Source organism: Curtobacterium sp. WHRI 8282 (genome assembly GCF_040223925.2).
GTDB lineage: Bacteria > Actinomycetota > Actinomycetes > Actinomycetales > Microbacteriaceae > Curtobacterium > Curtobacterium flaccumfaciens.
The window spans coordinates 1117021-1137422 of the sequence record NZ_JBEHCD020000001.1; the positions used below are offsets into that span (position 1 = coordinate 1117021).

21 protein-coding genes and 1 tRNA gene are annotated in these 20402 nt (G+C 71.9%); 12 read left to right on the forward strand and 10 right to left on the reverse strand.

Annotated elements, in window-relative coordinates; genetic code table 11:
* Window positions 1-32: 32 nt before the first annotated feature.
* Window positions 33-527, forward strand: coding sequence for a hypothetical protein (locus ABRP24_RS05565; protein WP_027465556.1), 495 nt, complete (start codon window positions 33-35; stop codon window positions 525-527).
* 246 nt (window positions 528-773) lie between these two features.
* Window positions 774-1826 carry a BLUF domain-containing protein gene (locus tag ABRP24_RS05570; RefSeq protein ID WP_301627605.1) on the forward strand — a complete coding sequence of 351 codons (1053 nt, stop codon included), beginning with the start codon at window positions 774-776 and terminating at the stop codon, window positions 1824-1826.
* Between the two features lie 3 nt (window positions 1827-1829).
* Here the strand turns inward: ABRP24_RS05570 and ABRP24_RS05575 are convergent, their stop codons facing one another.
* From ABRP24_RS05575 to ABRP24_RS05600, 6 genes are all read right to left on the reverse strand, one after another.
* Window positions 1830-2330 (reverse strand): GNAT family N-acetyltransferase, encoded by a 501-nt coding sequence (locus ABRP24_RS05575; RefSeq protein ID WP_301627607.1) that lies wholly within the window; start codon window positions 2328-2330, stop codon window positions 1830-1832.
* 30 nt (window positions 2331-2360) lie between these two features.
* The gene (locus ABRP24_RS05580) at window positions 2361-2546 is read right to left on the reverse strand and encodes a hypothetical protein (protein ID WP_349849264.1); all 186 of its coding nucleotides are present in this window, start codon (window positions 2544-2546) and stop codon (window positions 2361-2363) included.
* Between the two features lie 28 nt (window positions 2547-2574).
* Entirely contained in the window at window positions 2575-3750 is a 1176-nt protein-coding gene (locus ABRP24_RS05585; protein WP_349849262.1) for a zinc-dependent alcohol dehydrogenase, read from the reverse strand.
* Complete coding sequence (locus tag ABRP24_RS05590; RefSeq protein ID WP_173033786.1) at window positions 3747-4199, reverse strand: hypothetical protein; 453 nt, start codon at window positions 4197-4199, stop codon at window positions 3747-3749. Before ABRP24_RS05590 ends, ABRP24_RS05585 begins: the two co-directional genes overlap by 4 nt.
* 303 nt (window positions 4200-4502) lie before the next feature.
* Window positions 4503-6158, reverse strand: coding sequence for a catalase (locus ABRP24_RS05595; protein ID WP_349849260.1), 1656 nt, complete (start codon window positions 6156-6158; stop codon window positions 4503-4505).
* Window positions 6159-6367: 209 nt separating this feature from the next.
* Entirely contained in the window at window positions 6368-7111 is a 744-nt protein-coding gene (locus tag ABRP24_RS05600) for an aldolase/citrate lyase family protein (RefSeq protein WP_349849258.1), read from the reverse strand.
* 264 nt (window positions 7112-7375) lie between these two features.
* Here ABRP24_RS05600 and ABRP24_RS05605 point away from each other — a divergent pair, with 264 nt between their 5' ends.
* From ABRP24_RS05605 to ABRP24_RS05615, 3 genes are all read left to right on the forward strand, one after another.
* Window positions 7376-7969 carry a DUF308 domain-containing protein gene (locus tag ABRP24_RS05605; RefSeq protein WP_349849256.1) on the forward strand — a complete coding sequence of 198 codons (594 nt, stop codon included), beginning with the start codon at window positions 7376-7378 and terminating at the stop codon, window positions 7967-7969.
* Window positions 7969-8259, forward strand: a complete 291-nt coding sequence (locus ABRP24_RS05610; RefSeq protein ID WP_027465563.1) for a hypothetical protein — start codon at window positions 7969-7971, stop codon at window positions 8257-8259. Before ABRP24_RS05605 ends, ABRP24_RS05610 begins: the two co-directional genes overlap by 1 nt.
* A gap of 66 nt (window positions 8260-8325) precedes the next feature.
* Window positions 8326-9708: a hypothetical protein gene (locus ABRP24_RS05615; protein ID WP_349849253.1), complete on the forward strand. Its 1383-nt coding sequence runs from the start codon at window positions 8326-8328 to the stop codon at window positions 9706-9708.
* A 65-nt stretch (window positions 9709-9773) separates the two neighbouring features.
* Here ABRP24_RS05615 and ABRP24_RS05620 read toward each other — a convergent pair whose 3' ends face one another.
* Window positions 9774-9980: a hypothetical protein gene (locus ABRP24_RS05620; protein WP_027465565.1), complete on the reverse strand. Its 207-nt coding sequence runs from the start codon at window positions 9978-9980 to the stop codon at window positions 9774-9776.
* A 133-nt stretch (window positions 9981-10113) separates the two neighbouring features.
* Here ABRP24_RS05620 and ABRP24_RS05625 point away from each other — a divergent pair.
* Window positions 10114-10185 (forward strand) — tRNA-Gly (locus ABRP24_RS05625).
* Between the two features lie 284 nt (window positions 10186-10469).
* On the opposite strand, the gene ABRP24_RS05630 is transcribed toward ABRP24_RS05625, so the two are convergent.
* Genes ABRP24_RS05630 through ABRP24_RS05640 form a run of 3 tightly spaced genes read right to left on the reverse strand, consistent with a single transcriptional unit; the run spans window position 10470 to window position 12120 of the window.
* Window positions 10470-10739 carry a DUF6510 family protein gene (locus tag ABRP24_RS05630; protein WP_349849251.1) on the reverse strand — a complete coding sequence of 90 codons (270 nt, stop codon included), beginning with the start codon at window positions 10737-10739 and terminating at the stop codon, window positions 10470-10472.
* Window positions 10739-11530 carry a ferredoxin reductase gene (locus ABRP24_RS05635; protein ID WP_301598837.1) on the reverse strand — a complete coding sequence of 264 codons (792 nt, stop codon included), beginning with the start codon at window positions 11528-11530 and terminating at the stop codon, window positions 10739-10741. Before ABRP24_RS05635 ends, ABRP24_RS05630 begins: the two co-directional genes overlap by 1 nt.
* Window positions 11527-12120, reverse strand: a complete 594-nt coding sequence (locus ABRP24_RS05640; RefSeq protein ID WP_349849249.1) for a molybdopterin-dependent oxidoreductase — start codon at window positions 12118-12120, stop codon at window positions 11527-11529. The genes ABRP24_RS05635 and ABRP24_RS05640 overlap by 4 nt, the downstream gene beginning before the upstream one ends.
* A gap of 235 nt (window positions 12121-12355) precedes the next feature.
* Between ABRP24_RS05640 and ABRP24_RS05645 the strand changes: the two genes are divergently transcribed.
* Genes ABRP24_RS05645 through ABRP24_RS05670 form a run of 6 tightly spaced genes read left to right on the forward strand, consistent with a single transcriptional unit; the run spans window position 12356 to window position 20381 of the window.
* Window positions 12356-13957 (forward strand): ABC transporter substrate-binding protein, encoded by a 1602-nt coding sequence (locus tag ABRP24_RS05645; RefSeq protein WP_027465569.1) that lies wholly within the window; start codon window positions 12356-12358, stop codon window positions 13955-13957.
* The gene (locus tag ABRP24_RS05650; protein WP_111022881.1) at window positions 13954-14982 is read left to right on the forward strand and encodes an ABC transporter permease; all 1029 of its coding nucleotides are present in this window, start codon (window positions 13954-13956) and stop codon (window positions 14980-14982) included. The genes ABRP24_RS05645 and ABRP24_RS05650 overlap by 4 nt, the downstream gene beginning before the upstream one ends.
* Entirely contained in the window at window positions 14979-15866 is an 888-nt protein-coding gene (locus ABRP24_RS05655; protein ID WP_349849246.1) for an ABC transporter permease, read from the forward strand. Before ABRP24_RS05650 ends, ABRP24_RS05655 begins: the two co-directional genes overlap by 4 nt.
* A complete protein-coding gene (locus tag ABRP24_RS05660) occupies window positions 15863-17650 on the forward strand; it encodes an ABC transporter ATP-binding protein (RefSeq protein ID WP_349849244.1) in 1788 nt (595 codons plus the stop codon). The genes ABRP24_RS05655 and ABRP24_RS05660 overlap by 4 nt, the downstream gene beginning before the upstream one ends.
* Window positions 17647-19743, forward strand: a complete 2097-nt coding sequence (locus ABRP24_RS05665) for a CocE/NonD family hydrolase (protein ID WP_349849241.1) — start codon at window positions 17647-17649, stop codon at window positions 19741-19743. The genes ABRP24_RS05660 and ABRP24_RS05665 overlap by 4 nt, the downstream gene beginning before the upstream one ends.
* Window positions 19740-20381, forward strand: a complete 642-nt coding sequence (locus ABRP24_RS05670; protein WP_301567228.1) for a TetR/AcrR family transcriptional regulator — start codon at window positions 19740-19742, stop codon at window positions 20379-20381. The genes ABRP24_RS05665 and ABRP24_RS05670 overlap by 4 nt, the downstream gene beginning before the upstream one ends.
* The last annotated feature ends 21 nt before the right edge of the window (window positions 20382-20402 follow it).

Below are 20402 nucleotides of genomic sequence, written 5' to 3' on the forward strand. Positions count from 1 at the left end.
CCGCATCCAGCGGAACGACGGGGGAGCACCTGATGGAACAGCACACCGAACCGCGCACGCGACCACGGGTCGTCACGATCGCCGTGGCGCTCTGGTGGGCGTCCGTCATCATCAGCCTCGTGGCCGCGGCGCCCGGCATCGTCGTGTCCATGCGCGAAGCCGGCGGCGCGATCATCGGTGCTTCGCTCGGGCTCCTCTTCGTCCTCGCCTGGTCGGCACTGTTCGTGTGGCTGGCGACGCGGATGGGACGAGGCTCCGGGAACGCGCGACTCTGGCTCGCCATCATCGCCGGGCTGACTGCCTGCAGCGAAGTGATCACCATCGCCACCGACGGCGTGGGCTGGAACCTCGTCGACACCGTTTGCGTCGTCGTCGCCGCGGTGCTCAGCTACCTGCCCAGTGCCCGTCCGTTCTTCCCGCGCGAGGAACGACGCTCGCGAGCAACGGAACCCCGCACCATCGGGTGGGACCCGACGACGGGCGAGCGCATCGTCGAGGCGCCCCCGTCGGCCGACCGCGCGCACTGACGCTCACCCCGGGAAGCGGCCGGAGAACGTGCGTTCCCCGTAGTGGGGGTACCGCCGGACGCGGCCGGATGGTTCCATTCAGAGGTCGGCATCCTCCGGGTGCCGCTCAGCCACGGACCGTCTTGCGTCGCAGTGAAGGTGGTCACCGCTGGTTACGGTGGCCACGAGGTGCCGTCGAGTCGATTCGGGTTCGATACGGCGGCGCCTCCCACACACCGGGGGACCGTCCGACCAGGAAGCAGCACCATGCGATCGCTCGTCTACACCAGCACCCAGACCCGTCCGATCACGGATTCCGAACTCGCCCAGATCCTGGCGGTCGGTCGCGAGAAGAACACCCGTCTCGGCGTCACCGGCATGCTCGCGCACCGCGACGACAACTGCATCGGGATCATCGAGGGCGAGGACGACGTCGTCCGGGAGCGCTTCGACCAGGTCCGAGCCGACCCGCGACACACGAACGTCCGGGTGCTGCTCGACGAGCCGATCACACAGCGCTCGTTCCCGGACTGGTCGATGGCGTTCCAGTCCCTCGACCCGCTGATGCACGACGTTCCGGGGTTCAGCGACCTGTTCAGCCCGGGTCGCCCGACCGACCCGGCGTTCGGGGCCTCCCGCGCTCGCGCACTCCTGGACTGGTTCCGGAAGCACCCGCTGGCACCACTGACGAACCAGAACGCCGCCGACGAGGAAGTCCCGCGCACGCGGGCGATCAACGGTGCGATCGCGGTCATCCACGACGGGGGACTGTCACGCTTCTCGCTCGAGGGCGTCGCGTCCCGGTCGGGGATGCGGCAGGCCGAGATCCTCGAGCTCTTCCACTCCGAGCACGCACTGCTGGCCGCCGCGGTGATGCGGTGGACCCGCGCGGTGTCGGCACCGCTGCTGCCGCTCGCCGGTGAGAAGGGCACGGTCGCGTTCCTGCACGCGCTGCTCTCCGCCCACGCCGAGGACCCGTCCCTCATGCGTCTGATCGCCGCGACGCTGGCCATCTCGACCGACCCGTCGACCGACGGCGCCGACTACTACCGGTCCGCGTACCTGCAGTTCCGCGAGACCGTCCGCACCGCGCTGCAGGAAGACGTCCGCGCCGGCCGCGAACCGGCGACGATGGACCCGATCCGAGGTGCGCAGCAGCTGCTCGCCCTCTACGACGGCATCCGCCTGCAGGCGCTGCTGACACCGGACACCGACGTCGTCGACGCGTTCGACCGTGCCGCCGCACGGATGCGCCGCGGCTGGTCCGAGCAGTACGAGGAGACCACCGTGTGGGACATCTCCGCGCCGGCGGGGGACTGACGTTCAGCGCACCAGACGCACGGTCCGGGGGATGGGTCCGAACGCCGACTCGGCACCGTCGGGCGTGAAGCCGTTCCGCCGGTAGAAGGCGTGCGCCCGCGGGTTGTCCGCGGCCACCCACAGCGACGCCGGACGATCGGCGAGCACGGTGTCGAGGAGTGCCTGGCCGGCTCCGGTTCCGTGCGCACGTGCCAGGACGTAGAGCGTCGTCAGCTCCTCGGGGCGGACGGCATCCGGCTCGGGGGTCGTCTGCGCCGCGGCGAAGCCCACGACGCCGGCGCTGTCGAGGGCGACCTGGACGCCCCCTCGGACGTCAGGACTCGCGAGCGTCGCCCGCCACATGTCGACCCGGCGACCCGCGTCGAACCACGGGCTCGTGTCCGGGTCGTCGACGAACCGGCCGTACGTCTCTCGCCACGACACCGTGTGCACGTGGGCGATCGCATCCGCATCCGCGAGCGTCGCCGGCCGGATCAGCGTCGAGACATCAGCATCGTTCCCCACTCGGTCAGGGTAGCGACCGGCGTCCGGTGCTCAGAGCTGGAGGTCCAGGTCGAAGAACCCCGCACCGCCGAGGAACAGCGGCACGAAGACCCCGAACAACGTCAGCGTCGCCCCGATCAGGATCGCCGCGAACGCGATGCCGTCGCGCCGCTCACCGGTCAGTCGCACGTCGCGGCGCGCGATGAACCCGACGACGAGACCGCCGATCGGTGCCACGAACGCGGGGGCGCTCGGCGCGGTCTGGTCACACGCCGGGGGTGAAGACGGCCCGGACGCAGCCGTCGTCCTTGTTCTTGAACATCTCGTACCCGCGCGGCCCTTGCGACAGTGGCATCACGTGCGTGGCGAGGTGCTCGGTGCTGATCTCTCCCGCGGCGATGCGGTCGAGGATCATCGGGATGTAGCGGTGCCCGTGCTGCTGAGCGCCGCGGACCGTCATGCCCTTGTTCATGATCGCGCCGAACGGGAACTTGTCGACGAGCCCACCGAAGACCCCGAGCGAGAACAGGCTGCCGCCCTTCCGGCAGGCGTAGATGGCCTCGCGCAGGGCGGTGGGCCGGTCGGTCTGCAACCGCAGCTGCTGCTTGGCCTGGTCGTACAGGTACAGCGGTCCGGCGCCGTGCGCTTCCATGCCGACGGCCTCGATGCAGACGTCGGGACCCCGACCGCCGGTGCGTTCCTTGAGTTCCGGGAGCACGGCGTCGCCGGTGTAGTCGAGCGTCTCGGCACCGATGTGCTCGCGCACCTGTCGCAGCCGTTCGGGCAGACGGTCGATCACGATCACCTGCTCGGCGCCGAGGAGCATCGCTGCACGAGCGGCCATCTGGCCCACACCACCGGCGCCCCACACTGCGACGGTGTCACCCGGTGTGATCCCGGCCAGGTCGGCTCCGGTCCACCCGGTGGGTGCGGCATCGGAGGCGAACAGGGCGGCCGTGTCGGACACGCCATCGGGGACCGTGAACGCCCCCTGGTCGGCGTAGGGCACGCGGACGTACTCGGCGTGGCTGCCCGCGAACCCGCCGAGCGCGTGGCTGTAGGCGAAGCAGCCGCCGATCGACGACCCCCACATCGCCTCGGTCAAGCCCGGGTTCGGGTTGCCGTTGTCGCAGAGTGAGAACTGCCCGTGGGTGCAGTACCAGCACTGCCCGCAGGCGATGAACGAGCAGACGACGACCCGGTCGCCCACCTTGTGCTTCGTGACGGCCGATCCCGTCTCGACGACCTCGCCCATGAACTCGTGCCCCAGGACGTCACCGGATCGCATGGTCGGGATGTACCCGCCGAGCAGGTGCAGGTCCGAGCCGCAGGTGGTGCTCAGACGCACCTTCAGGATCACGTCGTGATCGTTGAGGATCTTCGGGTCCTCCACCGTCTCCACCGCGGTCTCGTTGACCCCGGTCCAACAGAGCGCTTTCACAGCACACCCTCCTCGTTGCTCCGTTTCGTCGCCACGTCCACCAACGCGCCGGTGGGTGTGGCCTTCCGTCGGCCGTGGGGGACCGGATCCACCCGGAGCACCTCGCCGACCTCGATGAGTTGCTTCGCCTCACGCAGAGCGGCCCGCAGCCGACCCCGTGGGTCCGGGCCGCCGCCTCGGAACCGGGCACGGAGCTCGGTGCCACGATCGCCGGGCGCGGGACGGGCCTCCACCTCGACGTCCTGCCCGAACGCCGTGAGCGGCGCGGGGATCCGCCCGCCTGGCAGCACCGCGTCCTGCCCGCGGTTCACCGTGACCGCGTGCCAGCCGGAACGCGGTTCGGCCAGCACCTTCCGTGCGGGCCCGGGTGCGCCGCGTCGGCGGCGCGAGACGACGATGCCGACGGCAGCCGTGACCATCGCAGCGGCGGCGAGGTTCCGGGCCCTCATCGTGGTGTCCCAGCGAGGAGTCGGTGGGCAGCGGACGCGTTCGCGCCACACCGCCGGGGATTCGTGTGTTCCATCGCGGCCTCCATGAGTCGCATCGGTGCGGATCAACGGGACGGGAGCGACGCCCGCGCGATCGTGCCGGTCGGGACCACGGAGTCGCTCCTGTCGATCCACGATGAGCGTGGCCTCCCTGGCGCCGTCCCTGGTTGTCCGCGATGCGCTGCGGCAGGTGACGGGAGCGAGACGGACGGGAGGCCCGGTACCAGCTGGCACCGGGCCTCCCGTCCGTCCTGGGGTCGCGTCTCAGACGCGCACGGCGCGTTCGTCGGGGACGCAGTGCGTCATCATCAGGCCCTCGACGTCGCGGGAGCCGTTGTGGCCGAGGTTCGCCAGGCGGGCGAGCTCGTCGTCGCTGAGCGTCTGGGACTGCAGCGGGGGCAGGTCCTTCACCTCGTCGAGGGTGATGCCCAGCCCCTCGCCGACACGACGACCCAGGTCCTCCTCGACCATGTAGAAGTGCCAGAGCATGCGCTCCTGCACCGGACGGGCCGCCTGCGAGATGAGGTCGACGAAGTTCGCGACGAGGTCGTCGCGCTCCCAGTCCTGCAGGAGCAGGTACCGCTGGCCGGCCTGGGTGTAGTCGTTCGTCCGGGGGATCCGCTTGCGGGTGAGCCGCCCGACGATCTCCGGTCCCTGGTCGTCGTGGGTCGGGTACTCCGCCTCGCGCAGGCCGCCGGTGATCGACGGCTCGTAGTTGACGTGCGGGTTCTCGCCGCCGTGGTCCTGGTGGTACGCCATCTGTCCATCGCGCTGGTTGGTCGCGACGGCGCCGTTCTTCGGGGCGTTCACCGGCAGCTGCAGGTAGTTCGGGCCGACGCGGTAGCGCTGCGTGTCCGAGTACGAGAACGTGCGGCCGACGAGCATCTTGTCGTCGGAGAAGTCCAGGCCGTCGACGAGCACGCCGGTGCCGAAGGACAGCTGCTCGTTCTCGGCGAAGTGGTTCGTGACGTTGCGGTTCAGGACCATCTTGCCGACGGGCTTCGGCGGGAAATCGTTCTCCGGCCACACCTTCGTGTCGTCGAGCGGGTCGAAGTCGAGCTCCGGGTGCTCGTGGTCGTCCATGAGCTGCACGCGGAGCTCCCACTCGGGGTACTCACCACGCTCGATCGCCTCGTACAGGTCCTGCGACGCGTGCCCGAGGTCGCCGGCCTGCACGGCGGCGGCGTCGGCCTCGGTCATCGACGACACGCCCACCGACGGGATCCAGTGGTACTTGACGAGCTTGGTGTCGCCGTCCGCGTTCACCCACTTGTAGGTGTTCACGCCGAAGCCCTGCTGGGTGCGGTAGTTCGCGGGGATGCCGCGTGGGCTGAACAGGTTGACGAGCATGTGCATCGACTCGGGGGTCTGCGACATGAAGTCGAAGATGCGCGCCGGCTCCTGCCGGAAGGTCACGGGGTCGGGCTTGAGGGAGTGGATGACGTCGGGGAACTTGATGGCGTCGCGGATGAAGAAGACGCCGAGGTTGTTGCCGACGAGGTCCCAGTTGCCGTCCTCGGTGTAGAACTTCACGGCGAAGCCGCGCGGGTCGCGGGCGGCCTCGGAGGAGTCACGGCCGCCGATCACGGTGGAGAACCGGATCGCCAGGTCGGTGCGCTTGCCCGGCTCCTGGAACAGCTTCGCACGGGTGTACTGGGCGATGGGCTCGTCACCCCACGTGCCGGTGGCCTCGAAGTACCCGAAGGCGACCGCACCGCGGGCGTGCACGACGCGCTCCGGGAGCCGTTCGCGGTCGAAGTGGCTGATCTTCTCGAGGAACTGGTAGTTCTCGAGCGTCGCCGGGCCACGGGCTCCGACGGTGCGCTGGTTCTGGTTGTCGTACACGGGGTGGCCCTGGCGGTTCGTCAGGATGCGGCGGTCGTCGCCCTCGGCGGGCGGTTGGCTGGAGACGTCGGTCATGTCTCGTCCTCTCTGCGGTCGCGGTCGGCTCGGGTTCTCGACCGAGTGTGGACCGGGGCGCGGGCACGCCCTCCCAGCGGCCTTGAGGACGCGGACGAGGGCCGGTCGCCGGTGCGTTCGCCGATGACGGCCGAGCAGTGCTTCGCCGCGGACGGTCCGTCAGTACTTCGCCGCGGACGGCCCAGCAGTACTCCGCCGCTGACGGCCCGTCAGTACGAGGTGCGACCGGTGGCAGCTGCGCCGAGCACCGCGGCCGCACCGTGGGCGAGCAGGGTCCCGTCGGTGACGACGGCGACGCGGTCGAATCCGAGCGCGCGGAGCCGTTCGGCGCGGGCCAGGTCGCCGGCGAAGGCGCCGGTGTGCTTGCCCGCGCGGCGGGCTGCGGCGACGATCGCGGGGAGTGCGCCGTCGTGGTGCAGCAGTGCGTCCAGCTCGATGCCCAGTCCGATCGACAGGTCGAAGGGGCCGACGAACACCGCCGAGACGCCCGGGACCGCCAGGATCTCCTCGGCGGCACGGAGGCCCTCGGGTGTCTCGAGCATCACCCACACCTCGGGGTCGGCAGCGGCGGCGGACGGTGCCGCGCCGCCCCAGAGTCCCGCCATCGGCCCCCAGCTCCGTCGGCCGCGCGGTGGGTAGTGCGCGGCACGGACGGCGTGCTCGGCCTGCTCAACGGTCTCGATCATCGGGACGATCACGATGTCGGCGCCGAGGTCGAGCGCACGGCCGATCGCGGCGTCCGAGCCCTCGGCGACCCGGACGGCGACGGGGACCTGCGGTGCGACCGCGGCCAGCGCCGGCATCGTCGCCAGGAGCGTGGCGTCGTCGAATGCGCCGTGCTGGGCGTCGAGGCCGAGCCAGGCGAACCCGTTCTGCGCGATCTGCGCGGTGGTGCGGGGTTCGCCGAGCGTGCACCACACACCGTCGGCGCGGCCGTCTCCGAGTGCTGGCACCGTGGTCCTCCGTCTCGTCTGCGATCGCGAGCGCCGATGGTTCGGCGTCCGGCGCGCCAGGCTACCGCCCACGGGGACCTCGACCCTCACACGGCGGCGGTGCCGGGGACAGCCCGCGCCCCGATGCGCACGCATGGGACATGGACAACTACTCACCTCCGGGTGTAGTCCTGTGCGCAGGACGCACTGCACGGGCGGTCACAGGTCGCCAGCACCAACCAGCACCACAGCACCAGTCGGGACCTGCAGGGAGGTCGGACGGACATGCGTGACGAAGGTGACGTCGGCCAGCAGACGGGCTCGCGTCCGCCGGGCGGCGACGGAATCCGGTGGGCGTTCGGGATCGTCGGCGCAGTGGGCGTGCTCGCCGGACTGGCTGCGATCGTCCTGCCCCACGCGACGCTGTTCGCTGTGTCGTGGGTCTTCGGTATCTACTTGGTCGTGTCTGGAGCGGCGCTGGTCGTCCGGGGGGTCCAGGTGCACCCTCGGGTCTGGTGGCGTCAGGCCGGGCTGGTGGTCCTCGGGGCGCTGGTGGTCGCCGGCGGTGTCGTCGCGATCGTGTTCCCGCCGATCGGGGCGCGGTGGGTGGCGCTGCTGCTCGGGTTCGCCTGGATCCTCGAGGGCATCGCACTCATCTACGCACCGTGGGTGGGCCGCCGTCCGCTGACCGTGGTGCTCGCCGTGCTCAGTGTGCTGAGCGGCATCCTGGTGATGAACCTGCCGGGTCTCGGCGCGCTGGTGACGGTGGCCGCGGTGGGGAGCGTGCTCATCGTGTTCGGTGTCGTCCAGCTCGTCGTCGCGTTCAGCTGGCCGCGTCCGGAGGAGGATCGGGCCGGCGGTCCGATCCCTGGCCCCTGATGCTCGCCGTGCGGTGGGAGCAACAGGGACCGAAGTCCTGGGTGGCGCGCGACCACGGGACCAGCCTGGGGCTCGTGCTGCACGTGCGTGAGCGGTTCCTGGCGTTCGACCAGGACGACCGGCCGCTCGGGAGCGCAGCGTCCTTGGCGGCGGCGCAACAGCTCGTCACCGGCGCCGTCCGCTCGAGTGCCCCGGCGCGGCGGGACACCGTCGCGGTGGTGCTGTCGGTGCTCGCGGCACTGACGGTCGGGGGAGCGGCCGTCGTGCTCGCCGCTCGCGCGCTGATCTGAACGGCGATCATCGGCGGCGAGGCGGACCGGCGCACGCACGGCGGGTGCACCGGTACCGTTGCGTCCGTGAACGACGACCCCGATGCCGCCATCGCCCAGCACGTCCACGACGCCTGGGACGGTTCCCTGCGCCTGGTGCACATCACGATCTCGGACGAGGACGGTGACGCCTACCCCGGGCAGGACGTCGACCGGTGGGTGATCGACGTCCGCGTCCCGATCACCGACGACGACGAGACCGAGGCGGTGTCCGTCGCCGAGGTCACCGCGTTCACGAGCCGTGCACCGGAGTCGCTCGAGGCACTGGTGCTCGGCTACCAGGTCTCCGACGTCGCCGGGTCCTTCGCGTCCGCCGTCGCCGCGCAGGACGCGACGGAGGAGACGTTCTTCTCGCTGCAGACCCACGCCGCCGAGATGCTCGGCAAGCCCGACCTGCTCGCCGTCGACCGGCTCACGGTCCGTCCCGCGTACCGGGAGCTGCCCGGACTGGTGCCGGCGATCGTCGACGCCGTCCGCCACGGACCGGCCGGGCGCACCGCTTCGTGGGTGCTCACGGACCCGACGGTGTGGGACGTGCCGTTCGGCGAGGACGACCGGTCAGCCGGCGCGTTCGTGCAGTGGGCCGACACCGCGGTGCTCACCTCGATGAACGCCGCGCCGGACGACCTGGAACGCCTGTCGCTCGTGCCGCCGGCCGGTGGCATCGTGATGGGGTCCCGGTCGGACGAGGTGCACCTCGGCGACGCGATCGACCACGCGATGACGCAACCGGCGATCGCGGTGCCGTTCGACCTGCCGCCGAAGCTCCCCGCCAGCATCTGGGCCGCCGCGCCCGAGGACGTCCACGGCGTGCACCCGGACGAGACCACGGGGTCGATCACGGTCGAGACGCACGACGAACAGCTCGAAGTCGTCGGTTCGCCCGGCACCGCGCCGCAGCTCGTGGGGATCTCGGCCTCGGCCGACGCCTCGACCCAGGAGTGGCTCCGCACAGTGCACCAGCGCTGGTGGCAGTACGAGCCGGACCTGCACGCCCGCATCCACGACGTCGTCGACGAGTACCTGTCCACCGGGCACATCGAGTCGGCGTCGGACGAGCTCGCCGGGCACCTGCACGCACCCGACCTGCCGCCGTACCGGACGGAGTGGCCGGGTACCGGCACCGTCCTGCTCGAGGAACTCGGTGAGGACACCGAGCCCATCGTCTTCGACGCCGTGCTCGAGGACGGCACCCGGCACGAGCACATCGGCGTGGTCGTCGTGCACGAGTCCGGACACGTCCGCGCGTTCCTGCACGACGAGTGGGAGCCCGGGTTCCCGGCCGCGGAGGCCGCGGTCGCACACCTCATCAGCCTGGGTGCCGGCGAGTTCTTCGCGGACGCCCTGCACGACGAGCTGTCAGCGGGGGTCGAGCACGCGATCCTGACGGGTGACGTCCGCGGTCACTGACGGCCGGCACACGGCGCGGCGCCGCCGGCGCACCCGGATCGGTCAGCCCAGCTGGACCCGCCGGTTCAGACCGGGCGGTAGATCGCGATCGGCGGGGTGTCGTCGTCGCCCGCGTCGTGGGCGTCGCCCGTCGCGAGCCAGGTGCGGCCCTCGTGCTCGATCGTGGTCGGCAGGTCGCCGTGCACCAGGATCCGGATCGCGGGGGCGTCACCGTCGACCAGGTCGACGCCGTGGGCCTCGGTCCCGCCGGGATTGTCGTGCACGTAGCTCATGGTCCGATCGAACTCCGTCGACCTGACGGACGGCCCGCGCCGCGCCGGACACGCCCGGAACCTTCACCGGAACCGGTGATGCCGCCCTTCTTCGGGTAGAGTCGTCTCCGCACGGGCAGCACGGCGTGTGAATGCGGATGTGGCGCAGTGGTAGCGCATCACCTTGCCAAGGTGAGGGTCGCGAGTTCGAATCTCGTCATCCGCTCAGAACAGGAAGACCGGAACCCCCGTCGCTCGGAAGAGCGGTGGGGGTTCCGTCGTTGCGGGGCGTTGCATCACCGAAGGCGTGGGGGCCCAGCGGGCGCAGGCTTCGGGTACCCGCGCCCACCGGGCGCGGAGGCGACCCTGCCCCCACTGGCACGCGCCAGGTGGGTGGCCCGGCGCAGTTCCGAGGATGTATCCGGAGCCGTCCCCCGTTCGGGTGGGAACCGGATCCAGGGTTGCGGGAACCCGCAAGAAACCCGCACGACCCGCCGCATGAGCCTTGTGCTACTCGATGCCGTCCGGTATCGACGCCGACATCGTGCGGGCACCGGGCAACCCCACCCAGCGCCGGGTCCCGGACTCGACGACCGTGACGAGCACCGTGTCGCACCCGCGGCAGCGCGCCACCGACCCCATCGCGGAGCGGTGGACGGTGGTCTGCCCGAGCACCCCGAGCGAACCGCACCCGGCGCAGCGCAGGCCGACCACGGTCGGCTCGGGTCCCAGCGTGTCGGCCAGTGTCCCCGCCAGTGCGTTGCCGTCCACGACGACCATCAGTTGCCCCCGAACCGTTCGGCACGGACGTCGCTCGTGTCGTGTCCGAGCTCGGTGAGCCAGCGCAGCACCTGCTCGACGAACGGCGTCGACCCGCACACGTAGACCAGGGCGCCCGCGTCCGGCGGGAACACCGCGGCAGCGAGCGCGTCCCGCGTCAGCCGGCCGGCCGGCACGGACGAGCCTGGAGGCGCGGTGCGGCTGTACACGTGGGTCACCTCGAGCGGTGCCCGGCTCGCGAGCGCCTGGTCGAGTTCCGCACGGAAGAACACGTCGTCCGGTGTGCGGACGGCCGCGAGGAGCCGGAAGGGCGCCGGATCGTCCGCCTCGGCGTGGGCGGTCACCATCGCGACGAGCGGCACGATGCCGGAGCCGCCGGCGATGAGCTGCACCGGACGGGTGGACTCGCCCGGCCGCCAGACGAACCAGCCGCCCAGGGGTCCGTGGACCTCGAGCGCGTCGCCGACCTCGACGGCGTCGACGAGGAACGGGGAGACCTCGCCGCCGTCCACCCGGTCGACCGCGAGCACGACGTCGGTCGCGGGGCCGGCCGACGCGATGGAGTACGAGCGCTGCGCCTGGTAGCCGTCCTCGGCGGTCAGCCGCAGGTCCAGGTGCTGCCCGGGGTCGTTGCCCGGCCAGGTGGGGACGTCGAGGACGATCCGGCGCGCGTTCGTCGTCTCGCGGCTGACGGACGCGACAGTGGCCGCGTGCCAGGCCGGCCGCCTTCGCGTGGTGGGACGAGCGACGGGGGTGATCCGTGCCTCCAGGCCGGTGTCGGGGAGCGTCACCAGTACCGCTCTTCCTTCCACGGGTCGCCGTGCAGGTTGTAGCCGGCGTTCTCCCAGAAGCCGGGTTCGTCGTCGGCCTGCATGACGATGCCGCGCACCCACTTGGCGCTCTTCCAGAAGTACAGGTGGGGTACCAGCAGGCGGGCGGGCCCGCCGTGCTCGGGCGTCAGGGGCTCACCGTCGGCCTCGAACGCGATCCAGGACTTGCCGTCGAGCAGCTCGTCGAGCGGGACGTTGGTCGTGTACCCGCCGTAGCTGTGCACCATGCAGTATTCGAGTTCGGTCTCGACGTCCGCGAACAGGCGGTCGAGCGGGACACCCCGCCACGGCATGTCGAGCTTGGTCCAGTGCGTGACGCAGTGGATGTCGACGGTGACGTCCTCGACGCCGAGCGCGTGCACCTCGTCCCAGGTCCACTGGTGCAGGCCGGACTCGGTGCGGATCGAGAAGGCCCAGTCGGTCGGCTCGATGTCGGGCGTCGCTCCGGCGGACAGGACGGGCCAGTCGCGGACCAGGGTCTGACCGGGCGGGATGCGGGTGTCGTCGCGGTCGTCGCGTCGACCGCCGAACCCGCGGGTGAACGTGGCCATGGTCCTCCTCGGGGACGTCGGTGCGTTCCCGATCATGCCGTGTGCCGGGCGGTGCCGTGTAACGGGTTGGTAAACGTTCCACCGGTGGACGGAACGGTCGTGCGCGGCGGCGGATCGGCGCGGGCTCGCCGATCGGGTCGGACGCGGTGGTGATCCGCGCGGCGGGAGCGGGCTTGGGGGATCGGCCCGGGACCTCTATCGTTCACCGGAACGATTACAGGAGGGGTCACCCCGAATGCAGCCCATCGTCCCCGAACCCCGAGGCGCCCACGGTCCGAGCCGTCGGGCGCTCATCACCGGCGCCGCCGGTCTGGCCGGCCTCGGCCTGCTCACCCTCGCCGGATGCAGCTCCGGCGCGTCCGCCGGCACCCCCACGATCCCCGAGGCGGCGGCCACCGGCGTCGCCCGTCGGGGCGGACGCCTGCGCATCGCACGGCCCGCCGCCTCCGCCGCCGAGACCCTCGACTCCGCGAGCTCGCTGTCCGCCTACGAGTACCTCGGCGCGCTGTACAACCGGCTCGTCAAGCTCGACCAGCAGGGCACCCCGGTGCCGGACCTGGCCGAGGAGTGGTCCGCGAACGCCGACGGCACCGAGTGGACCTTCGCGCTCCGCCGGGGCGTGGTCTTCCACGACGGGTCCCGGTTCACCGCCGACGACGCCATCGCGAGCATCCGGCACATCCTCGACGAGAAGACCGGCAGCCCGCAGGCCGGGGTGCTCGGCGAGGTCATGGACGCCGACTCGATGCGCGCCGTCGACCCGTACACGCTGCGTTTCTCGCTGACGAAGCCCAACGCCGAGTTCCCGTCGCTGCTCACCGCCTACCAGTGCTACATCGTGCCGGCCGACGCCATCGCCGACATCGGCCGCACCGGGATCGGGACGGGGCCGTTCCGGCTGTCGTCGTTCACCCCCGCCGGTGCGGGCAGCGTCGAGGCGTTCCCGGACCACTTCGCCGGCCGCCCGGCGCTCGACGGCATCGACTTCTACTCGATCCAGGACACCACCGCGCGGGTGAACGCCCTGCTCGCCGGGCAGATCGACCTCATCTCGCAGACGAACCTGGACTTCGCGACCGCCCGGGTGGTGTCGGCGTCCGACCGCGCCACCGTCGCCCGGTCGAAGAACGCCCAGTGGTACACGATCCCGATGCTCGCCACGAGCGACGAGTTCAGCGACCCGCGGGTGCGCCAGGCGATGAAGCTCGCCTACGACCCCCGGAAGATCGTCGACACGGCGCTGCAGGGCACCGGTTCGGCAGGCTGGGACAACCCCGTGCCGCCGCAGCTCGCCGCGTTCGTCGACGACCACCGCGAGTACGACCCGGACAAGGCCCGGGCGCTGCTCAAGCAGGCCGGGCGTGCGGACTTCCGCGCCGCGATCTACACGTCGAGCTACGAGTCGGTGTTCACCCCGATGGCCGTCGCCTACCGCGACGCCGTCGCCGATGCGGGCATCCGTCTGACCGTCCGCAACGCCAGCTCGGACTCGTACTACACGCAGATCTGGATGCAGAAGCCGCTCATGGTGAGCTACTGGTTCACGGGGCGGCCGATCGACCAGCTGCTCAACCAGATCTTCCGCTCGGGGTCGTCGTACAACGAGAGCGCCTGGTCGAACGAGACCTTCGACGGGCTGCTCGACGACGCCCGCGCCGAGATGGACGACGCCAAGCGGCTCACCCTGTACCAGGACGCCCAGCGGCTCGTCGTCGAGGACGGTGCCGACATGACGCCGATGTTCGGCGACCGGCTCGTGGGGTTGTCCCGCGACGTCGTGAACTACTCGGAGTACGGCTTCGAGTTCGACTACCTGCGGATCGGACTGCGCCGATGACGACCACGAACACGCCGTCGGACGTCCTCGTCCCCGTTCTCCGCCGCGTCGGCATCGCCGTGCTGACCGTGGTGCTCGCCTCGCTCTTCGTGTTCCTCGCGGTGCAGGCGCTCCCCGGTGACGTCGCCCAGCAGCTGCTCGGGCAGAACGCCACTCCCGACGCCGTGAAGCAACTGCGGGAGACCCTCGGCCTCGACCAGAACGTCTGGCTCCGCTACCTGCAGTGGCTCGGCGGCGCGGTGCACGGCGACTTCGGCACCTCGCTCGTCAGCGGCGAACCGGTCGCCCCGACGCTGTTCACGGCCTTCCGGAACAGCATGCTCATCGCCGTGCCCGCGATGCTCGTCGGCGTCACGGTGTCCCTGACGCTCGGGGTCGTCGCCGGTGTCCGCCGCGGCCGTCCGAGCGACAAGGTGATCTCGATCGTCAGCCTGGTCGTGATGAGCGTGCCGGAGTTCATGGTCGCCACCGTCCTGGTGCTGCTGTTCGCGATCGGCCTGCCGGTGTTCCCCGCCGTCGTGCTGCGGGGGAGCGACGCCACCGTCGCCGAGCTGCTGCCCACCATCTGGCTGCCGATCATCGTGCTGACCCTCGCGATGGCCGCCTACATCGTGCGGACGGCCCGCTCGTCGACCATCGACGTGATGGCGTCGGAGTTCGTCACGACGGCCGAGCTCAAGGGCCTGACGATGCGCCGGGTGGTGTGGAAGCACGCGGTCCCGAGCGCCCTGCTCCCGACGCTGAACGTCGTCGCGCTCAACGTCGCGTGGCTGCTCGGCGGTGTCGTGGTGGTCGAGAACGTCTTCAACTACCCGGGGATGGGCAAGCTCATGCTCGAGTCGGTGTTCAACCGTGACCTGCCCACCATCGAGGCGATCGCCCTGCTGAGCGCCCTGATCTACGTCGTGTGCAACCTGGCCGCCGACCTCGTCGCGCTCGCACTCGACCCGAAGCTGCGGACCCGCCAGCGACGACCGCGCACGCGCACCCGCAGCGCCCGCAGCACCAGGAAGGCCGCCGCATGACCGCCACCGCACCCCGCCGCCGCGTCGGGCGCGACGTCCTCGCCGGCGCGCTCGCACCCCTGCGCGGGTCGACGGCGCTGAGCATCGGCCTCGGCCTCATCGCCCTGCACGTCGTCCTCGCGCTGCTCGCGCCGGTCATCGCCGGGCACGACCCGGTCGCCACGAACGCCGGCGACGTGCTCGCCGGTCCGACGTGGATGCACTGGCTCGGCACCGACCAGTACGGCCGGGACGTGCTCTCGCGCACCTTGAACGGCGGCCGGTACGCGCTGTCCGTGACCTTCCTCGCCACCACGATCGCCGTCGCGGTCGGCACCGTGCTCGGGTGCGTCACGGCCTACGCCGACAACTGGTTCGACGAGGTCGTCATGCGCGTCGTCGACGCCCTGCTCAGCGTGCCGTCGATCCTCGCGCTCCTGGTCGTCGTGACGGTCTTCGACGCCGGCCTCTGGGTCATCGTCCTCGCCGTCACGGTCGTCTACGCCCCCGCGGTGACCCGGGTCGTCCGCGGCGCCGCCCGCACCGTGATCACGCAGGACTACGTCACCGCGGCCCGCGCCCGGGGCGAGCGACCGCTGTCGATCGTGTTCCGCGAGATCCTGCCGAACGTGCTCGACGTCGTGCTCGTCGAGTACGCGATGCGGGCCTCGTGGATCGTGCTGCTCGTCGCGTCGCTGTCCTTCCTGGGCTTCGGCGCGAACCCACCGACCCCGGACTGGGGCCTGATGGTGCAGGAGAACCGCACCGCGCTCACCGTGGTGCCGCTCGGCACGCTCGCCCCGATCGTGGCACTCGCCACGCTGGTGATCGGACTGAACCTCGCGGCCGACGGCCTGAGCAAGTCGCTCGGTGTCGACCGTGCCAAGCAGGGAGTCAGCGCATGACCCGCACCGACACCGGCACGACGTCCGCCGCGACGACGACCGTGCCCGACGCGATCGTCCGCGTCGACGACCTGTCCATCTCGTACGCCGCCGGCAAGCGACGCGTGCCCGTCGTCCGGGGTGTCTCGTTCGCGATCGAGGCCGGTCGCACCCTCGGCCTGGTCGGCGAGTCCGGCAGCGGCAAGTCCACCGTCGCGCGGACGCTCCTCGCACACCTGCGCGCCGGGTCGGCGATCGACGGCGGGACGGTCCGCGTCGACGGCGCCGACGTGTTCGCCCTGTCGCCGGCCGGCCGCCGGGCGCTCCGCGGCGGCACCGCCTCGGTCGTCGCCCAGAACGCCGGACAGGCACTCACCCCGTCGATGCGCGTCGGCGAGCAGATCCGCGAGGCCCTCCGCGCCCACGGCGAGCCCGATGGCCCCGAACGCGTCGCCGAGCTGGTCCGGCTGGTCCGGCTGCCGGAGCCCGACGCGATCGTCCGCCGGTACCCGCACCAGTTGTCCGGCGGCCAGCAGCAGCGCATCGCCATCGCGATGGCCGTCGCCGCCCGGCCGCGCGTGCTCGTCCTCGACGAGCCGACCACCGCCCTCGACGTCGTCACCCAGGCCGCGGTCCTCGACCTGGTCGCCGACCTCGGTCGGCAGCTCGGCATGGCCGTCCTGCTCGTCAGCCACGACCTCGGGGTGGTGTCCGCCATGGCGGACGAGATCGCCGTGATGCGCGACGGCGAGGTCGTCGAGCACGCCGCCACGGCGGCGCTCTTCGCCGCTCCGCAGCACGAGTACACGCGCGCCCTGCTGGCCGCGGTGCCGGACGGGCGACGGCCTGGAGGCGTGGGGCACGTGTCCGACGACGCGACCGTCCCGGGGACGGTCGGCTCCACGGCCACCCGCACCGCGCCTCCCGAGGGCGCCGCCCGCCCCGTGGTGACCGCTGACGACCTGCTGATCCGGTACGGCCGCGGGCTGCCCGCCGCCGTCGACGGTGTCTCGTTCACGATCGCCGCGCACGAGACGCTCGCCGTCGTCGGCGAGTCCGGCAGCGGCAAGTCGACGCTCGCGACGGCGCTGGCCGGACTGGTGCCGGCCGAGTCGGGGACGTTCACGTACGACGACGGCACGACCCGCGGCGACCTGCGCGAGCCGATCGCCGGTCGCGCGCCCGACCTGCGGCGCGCGGTGCAGCTCGTGTTCCAGAACGCGGACACGTCGCTCAACCCGCGGCGCACCGTGGGTGCCGCCGTCGCGAGGCCGCTCCGGCTGTTCAGCGGCTCGTCCTCGCGCGAGCGCGTGGGCGCCCTGCTCAGCCAGGTCGGGCTCGGACCGGAGTTCGCCGACCGCCTGCCCGCGCAGCTGTCCGGTGGGCAGCGCCAGCGCGTCGGGATCGCGCGCGCACTCGCGGCCGAGCCGTCGCTCGTGATCGCCGACGAGATCACCACGGCGCTCGACGTGCAGGTGCAGGCGGGGATCCTCGCGCTGCTGGCCGACCTGCAGCGCGAGCGCGGCCTCGCCTGCCTGTTCATCAGCCACGACCTCGCCGTGGTGCGGGGCGTGGCGGACCGGGTCGCGGTGATGACCGGTGGCCGGATCGTCGAGATCGGACCGACCGAGCGGGTGTTCACCGGCCCGAACCACCCGTACACGTCGACGCTGCTCGCGGCGACCCTCGAACCCGGCAGCACGACCCTGCCCGACGTCGGTGACGGGGTGCCGCGCTGGCGGCACGCCGACGGCTGGACCGACCACGGCGACGGACACCGCACCCGCAACTGGGAGGACGCATGACGACCGACGACGGCACCGGCCACGGCACCGCCGCCGCCACCTTCACCGCCATCGGCGACCCCGGCTCGCTGCCCGCGGGCGTGACGGTCCGCGACGAGTGGATCCCGATGCCCGACGGTGTGCGGCTCCACGCCCGGATCTGGGCACCGTCGCAGTCGCCGACGCAGCCGGGTGACCCCGGCGGCCCGACGCCGGCGCTGCTCGAGTACCTGCCGTACCGGCTCGACGACTGGACCGCACCACGCGACTCGGAGCGGCACCCGTGGTACGCCCAGCACGGGTACGCCTCGGTGCGGGTCGACATCCGCGGCACCGGTTCGTCCGACGGGTTCTTCGACGACGAGTACAGCGAGCAGGAGCTGCTCGACGGTGAGGCCGTGATCGCCTGGCTCGCCGAGCAGCCGTGGTCGACCGGCGCCGTCGGCATGTTCGGCATCTCGTGGGGCGGCTTCAACGCGCTGCAGCTCGCGGCCCGGGCACCCGCCGCGCTCAAGGCCATCGTGACGGTCTGCTCGACGGACGACCGGTACGACAACGACGTGCACTACGTCGGCGGCGCCGTGCTCGGCATCGACATGGCGGCCTGGGGCGCGACCATGTTCGCCTTCAACTCCCGGCCGCCCCGGCCCGAGGTCGTCGGCGCCGGGTGGATCGACCGCTGGCGGGAACGCCTCGAGGCGAACCGCCCGATGACGCCCGTGTGGCTGGCGCACCAGGAACGTGACGACTACTGGCGGCACGGCAGCGCGGCCGAGGACTACGACGGCATCCGCGCCGCGGTGCTCGCGGTCGGTGGCTGGGCGGACCCGTACCGGGACGCCGTGCTCCGGCTCGTCGACCACGTCAGCGCCCCCGTGAAGGGCATCGTCGGCCCGTGGTCGCACCAGTACCCGGACCGTGGGCTCGCGCCTGGTCCGTCGATCGGGTTCCTGCAGGAGACCCTGCGGTGGTGGGACCGCTGGCTGCTCGGGGTGGACACCGGCGTCGAGGACGACCCGGCACTGCGGGCCTGGATCAACGAGGGCGAAGCCCCCGCGCCGTACTACGCCGGTCGCCGCGGTCGCTGGATCGGTGCCGAGGCGTGGCCCTCCGCCGCGACCCACGAGCGCGTCCTGCCGCTCGCCGCCCTGCGGGGCGGTGACCTCGGACCGGTCGTGGTGCGGTCGCCGCAGCACACCGGGGTGGACGCCGGTCGGTTCTTCCCGTTCGGCAACGCCACCGACCTGCCGCCGGACCAGCGCGCCGAGGACGGCCGGTCGGTCACCTTCGACCTGCCCGTCGGCAAGGCGTTCGACCTGCTCGGCAACGTGCTCGTGCGGTTGTCCGTCACGAGCGATGCGCCCCGGGCCACCCTGACCGTCCGGCTCTGCGACGTCGCACCGGACGGCTCGTCGACGCTCGTCACGCGCGGGGTGCTGAACGCCGCGAAGCGCGACGGCATGGACCGCGACGACGTGCTCGTGCCCGGGACGCCCGCCGAACTGCCCGTCCGCCTGGTCTCGACCGGACACCGGTTCGCCGCCGGACACCGGCTGCGCATCGCGGTCTCGTCGTCCTACTGGCCGTGGGTGTGGCCGCACGGCGTCGAGGCCACGGTGACGATCGACCCGACCGCCTCGAGCGTCACCCTGCCCACCTGGACCCGGTCGACCGACGACGGGGTGGTCTTCGCCGAGCCCGAACGGTCCGAGCCCCTCGTGATCGAGCGCGTCGCGCCGGCCGACCAGCTGCCGCAGCGCACGGTGACGCACGACGTCGAGACGGGGGAGTGGACGCTCGACGTCGACCCCGGGTACGGCGGCGGGCGCGTCTACCCGGACGGCCTCGTGTTCACCGAGGACGCCCGCGAGACGTACCGGATCCGCTCCGACGACCCGACCAGCGCACGGGCGAGTTCCCGCTGGGCCATCGGGCTGGCGAAGCCGGAGTGGGCCGCGCGCCTCGAGACGACGTCCGAGGTCACCGCCGACGCCGACACCTTCCACGTCGTCAACACCGTGCGCGCCTGGGCCCGCGACGGCGGACCGGACGAACCCGAGGTGCTCGTCACCGAGCGGACCTTCGTCGACGACGTCCCACGGACGTCGGCGTGACCGCGGCGAGGGTCCGGCAGCGGCCGGAGGTCCGACGCGCGATGATCGTCGAGGCCGCCCGCGCGGTGATCGTGCGAAACGGCGTCGGCGCCACCGGGCTGCGCGACATCGCGGCCGAGGCCGGCGTCTCCGTCGGCACCGTGACCTACCACTTCGGCAGTGTCGCGGAGATCCTCAACGAGGTCGTGGTGCTCGAGACGGAGCGCTTCTACGGCGCCATCGTCGCGGCCGTCGACGCCGAACCCGACGTGCTGGTGGGGCTGCGGATGCTCGTCACCCCGCTGTTCGGCGACACCGAGCAGGTCCGGCAGCACTGGCGGATCTGGTCCGACTACTGGACCGCGGTGGTGCGACGGCCCGAGGTCGCGGCCGAGTACGCCGAACGCATCCGCGTCTGGGAGGCGTGCCTGGTGCGGGTCATCCGGCGCGGGGTGGAGGCCGGGGTGTTCGTCGACGTCGACGCCGACACCGTCGCGCTGCAGCTCGCCGCGTACAGCGACGGCGTCGCGACGCAGATCGCCCAGGGCGTCCCGGGGCTGACGAACACGGTCGCCCTGTCCTGGATGTGGCGGTTCCTGTCGCACGAACTCGGTGTGCCCGCTGTGGACATCGCCGGAACCGGTCGTTCCCCCTTGTGATGAGGTAAGGCTTCCCTTACC

What these genes read in the sequence shown, in the direction of transcription:
- ABRP24_RS05605 (WP_349849256.1), top strand. Translation starts at nt 7,376, where the DNA reads ATGCGTGACGAAGGTGACGTCGGCCAGCAGACGGGCTCGCGTCCGCCG.
- ABRP24_RS05630 (WP_349849251.1), bottom strand. Translation starts at nt 10,739, where the DNA reads ATGGTCGTCGTGGACGGCAACGCACTGGCGGGGACACTGGCCGACACG.
- ABRP24_RS05655 (WP_349849246.1), top strand. Translation starts at nt 14,979, where the DNA reads ATGACCGCCACCGCACCCCGCCGCCGCGTCGGGCGCGACGTCCTCGCC.
- ABRP24_RS05650 (WP_111022881.1), top strand. Translation starts at nt 13,954, where the DNA reads ATGACGACCACGAACACGCCGTCGGACGTCCTCGTCCCCGTTCTCCGC.
- ABRP24_RS05620 (WP_027465565.1), bottom strand. Translation starts at nt 9,980, where the DNA reads ATGAGCTACGTGCACGACAATCCCGGCGGGACCGAGGCCCACGGCGTC.
- ABRP24_RS05660 (WP_349849244.1), top strand. Translation starts at nt 15,863, where the DNA reads ATGACCCGCACCGACACCGGCACGACGTCCGCCGCGACGACGACCGTG.
- ABRP24_RS05610 (WP_027465563.1), top strand. Translation starts at nt 7,969, where the DNA reads ATGCTCGCCGTGCGGTGGGAGCAACAGGGACCGAAGTCCTGGGTGGCG.
- ABRP24_RS05665 (WP_349849241.1), top strand. Translation starts at nt 17,647, where the DNA reads ATGACGACCGACGACGGCACCGGCCACGGCACCGCCGCCGCCACCTTC.
- ABRP24_RS05645 (WP_027465569.1), top strand. Translation starts at nt 12,356, where the DNA reads ATGCAGCCCATCGTCCCCGAACCCCGAGGCGCCCACGGTCCGAGCCGT.
- ABRP24_RS05565 (WP_027465556.1), top strand. Translation starts at nt 33, where the DNA reads ATGGAACAGCACACCGAACCGCGCACGCGACCACGGGTCGTCACGATC.
- ABRP24_RS05570 (WP_301627605.1), top strand. Translation starts at nt 774, where the DNA reads ATGCGATCGCTCGTCTACACCAGCACCCAGACCCGTCCGATCACGGAT.
- ABRP24_RS05595 (WP_349849260.1), bottom strand. Translation starts at nt 6,158, where the DNA reads ATGACCGACGTCTCCAGCCAACCGCCCGCCGAGGGCGACGACCGCCGC.
- ABRP24_RS05640 (WP_349849249.1), bottom strand. Translation starts at nt 12,120, where the DNA reads ATGGCCACGTTCACCCGCGGGTTCGGCGGTCGACGCGACGACCGCGAC.
- ABRP24_RS05590 (WP_173033786.1), bottom strand. Translation starts at nt 4,199, where the DNA reads ATGAGGGCCCGGAACCTCGCCGCCGCTGCGATGGTCACGGCTGCCGTC.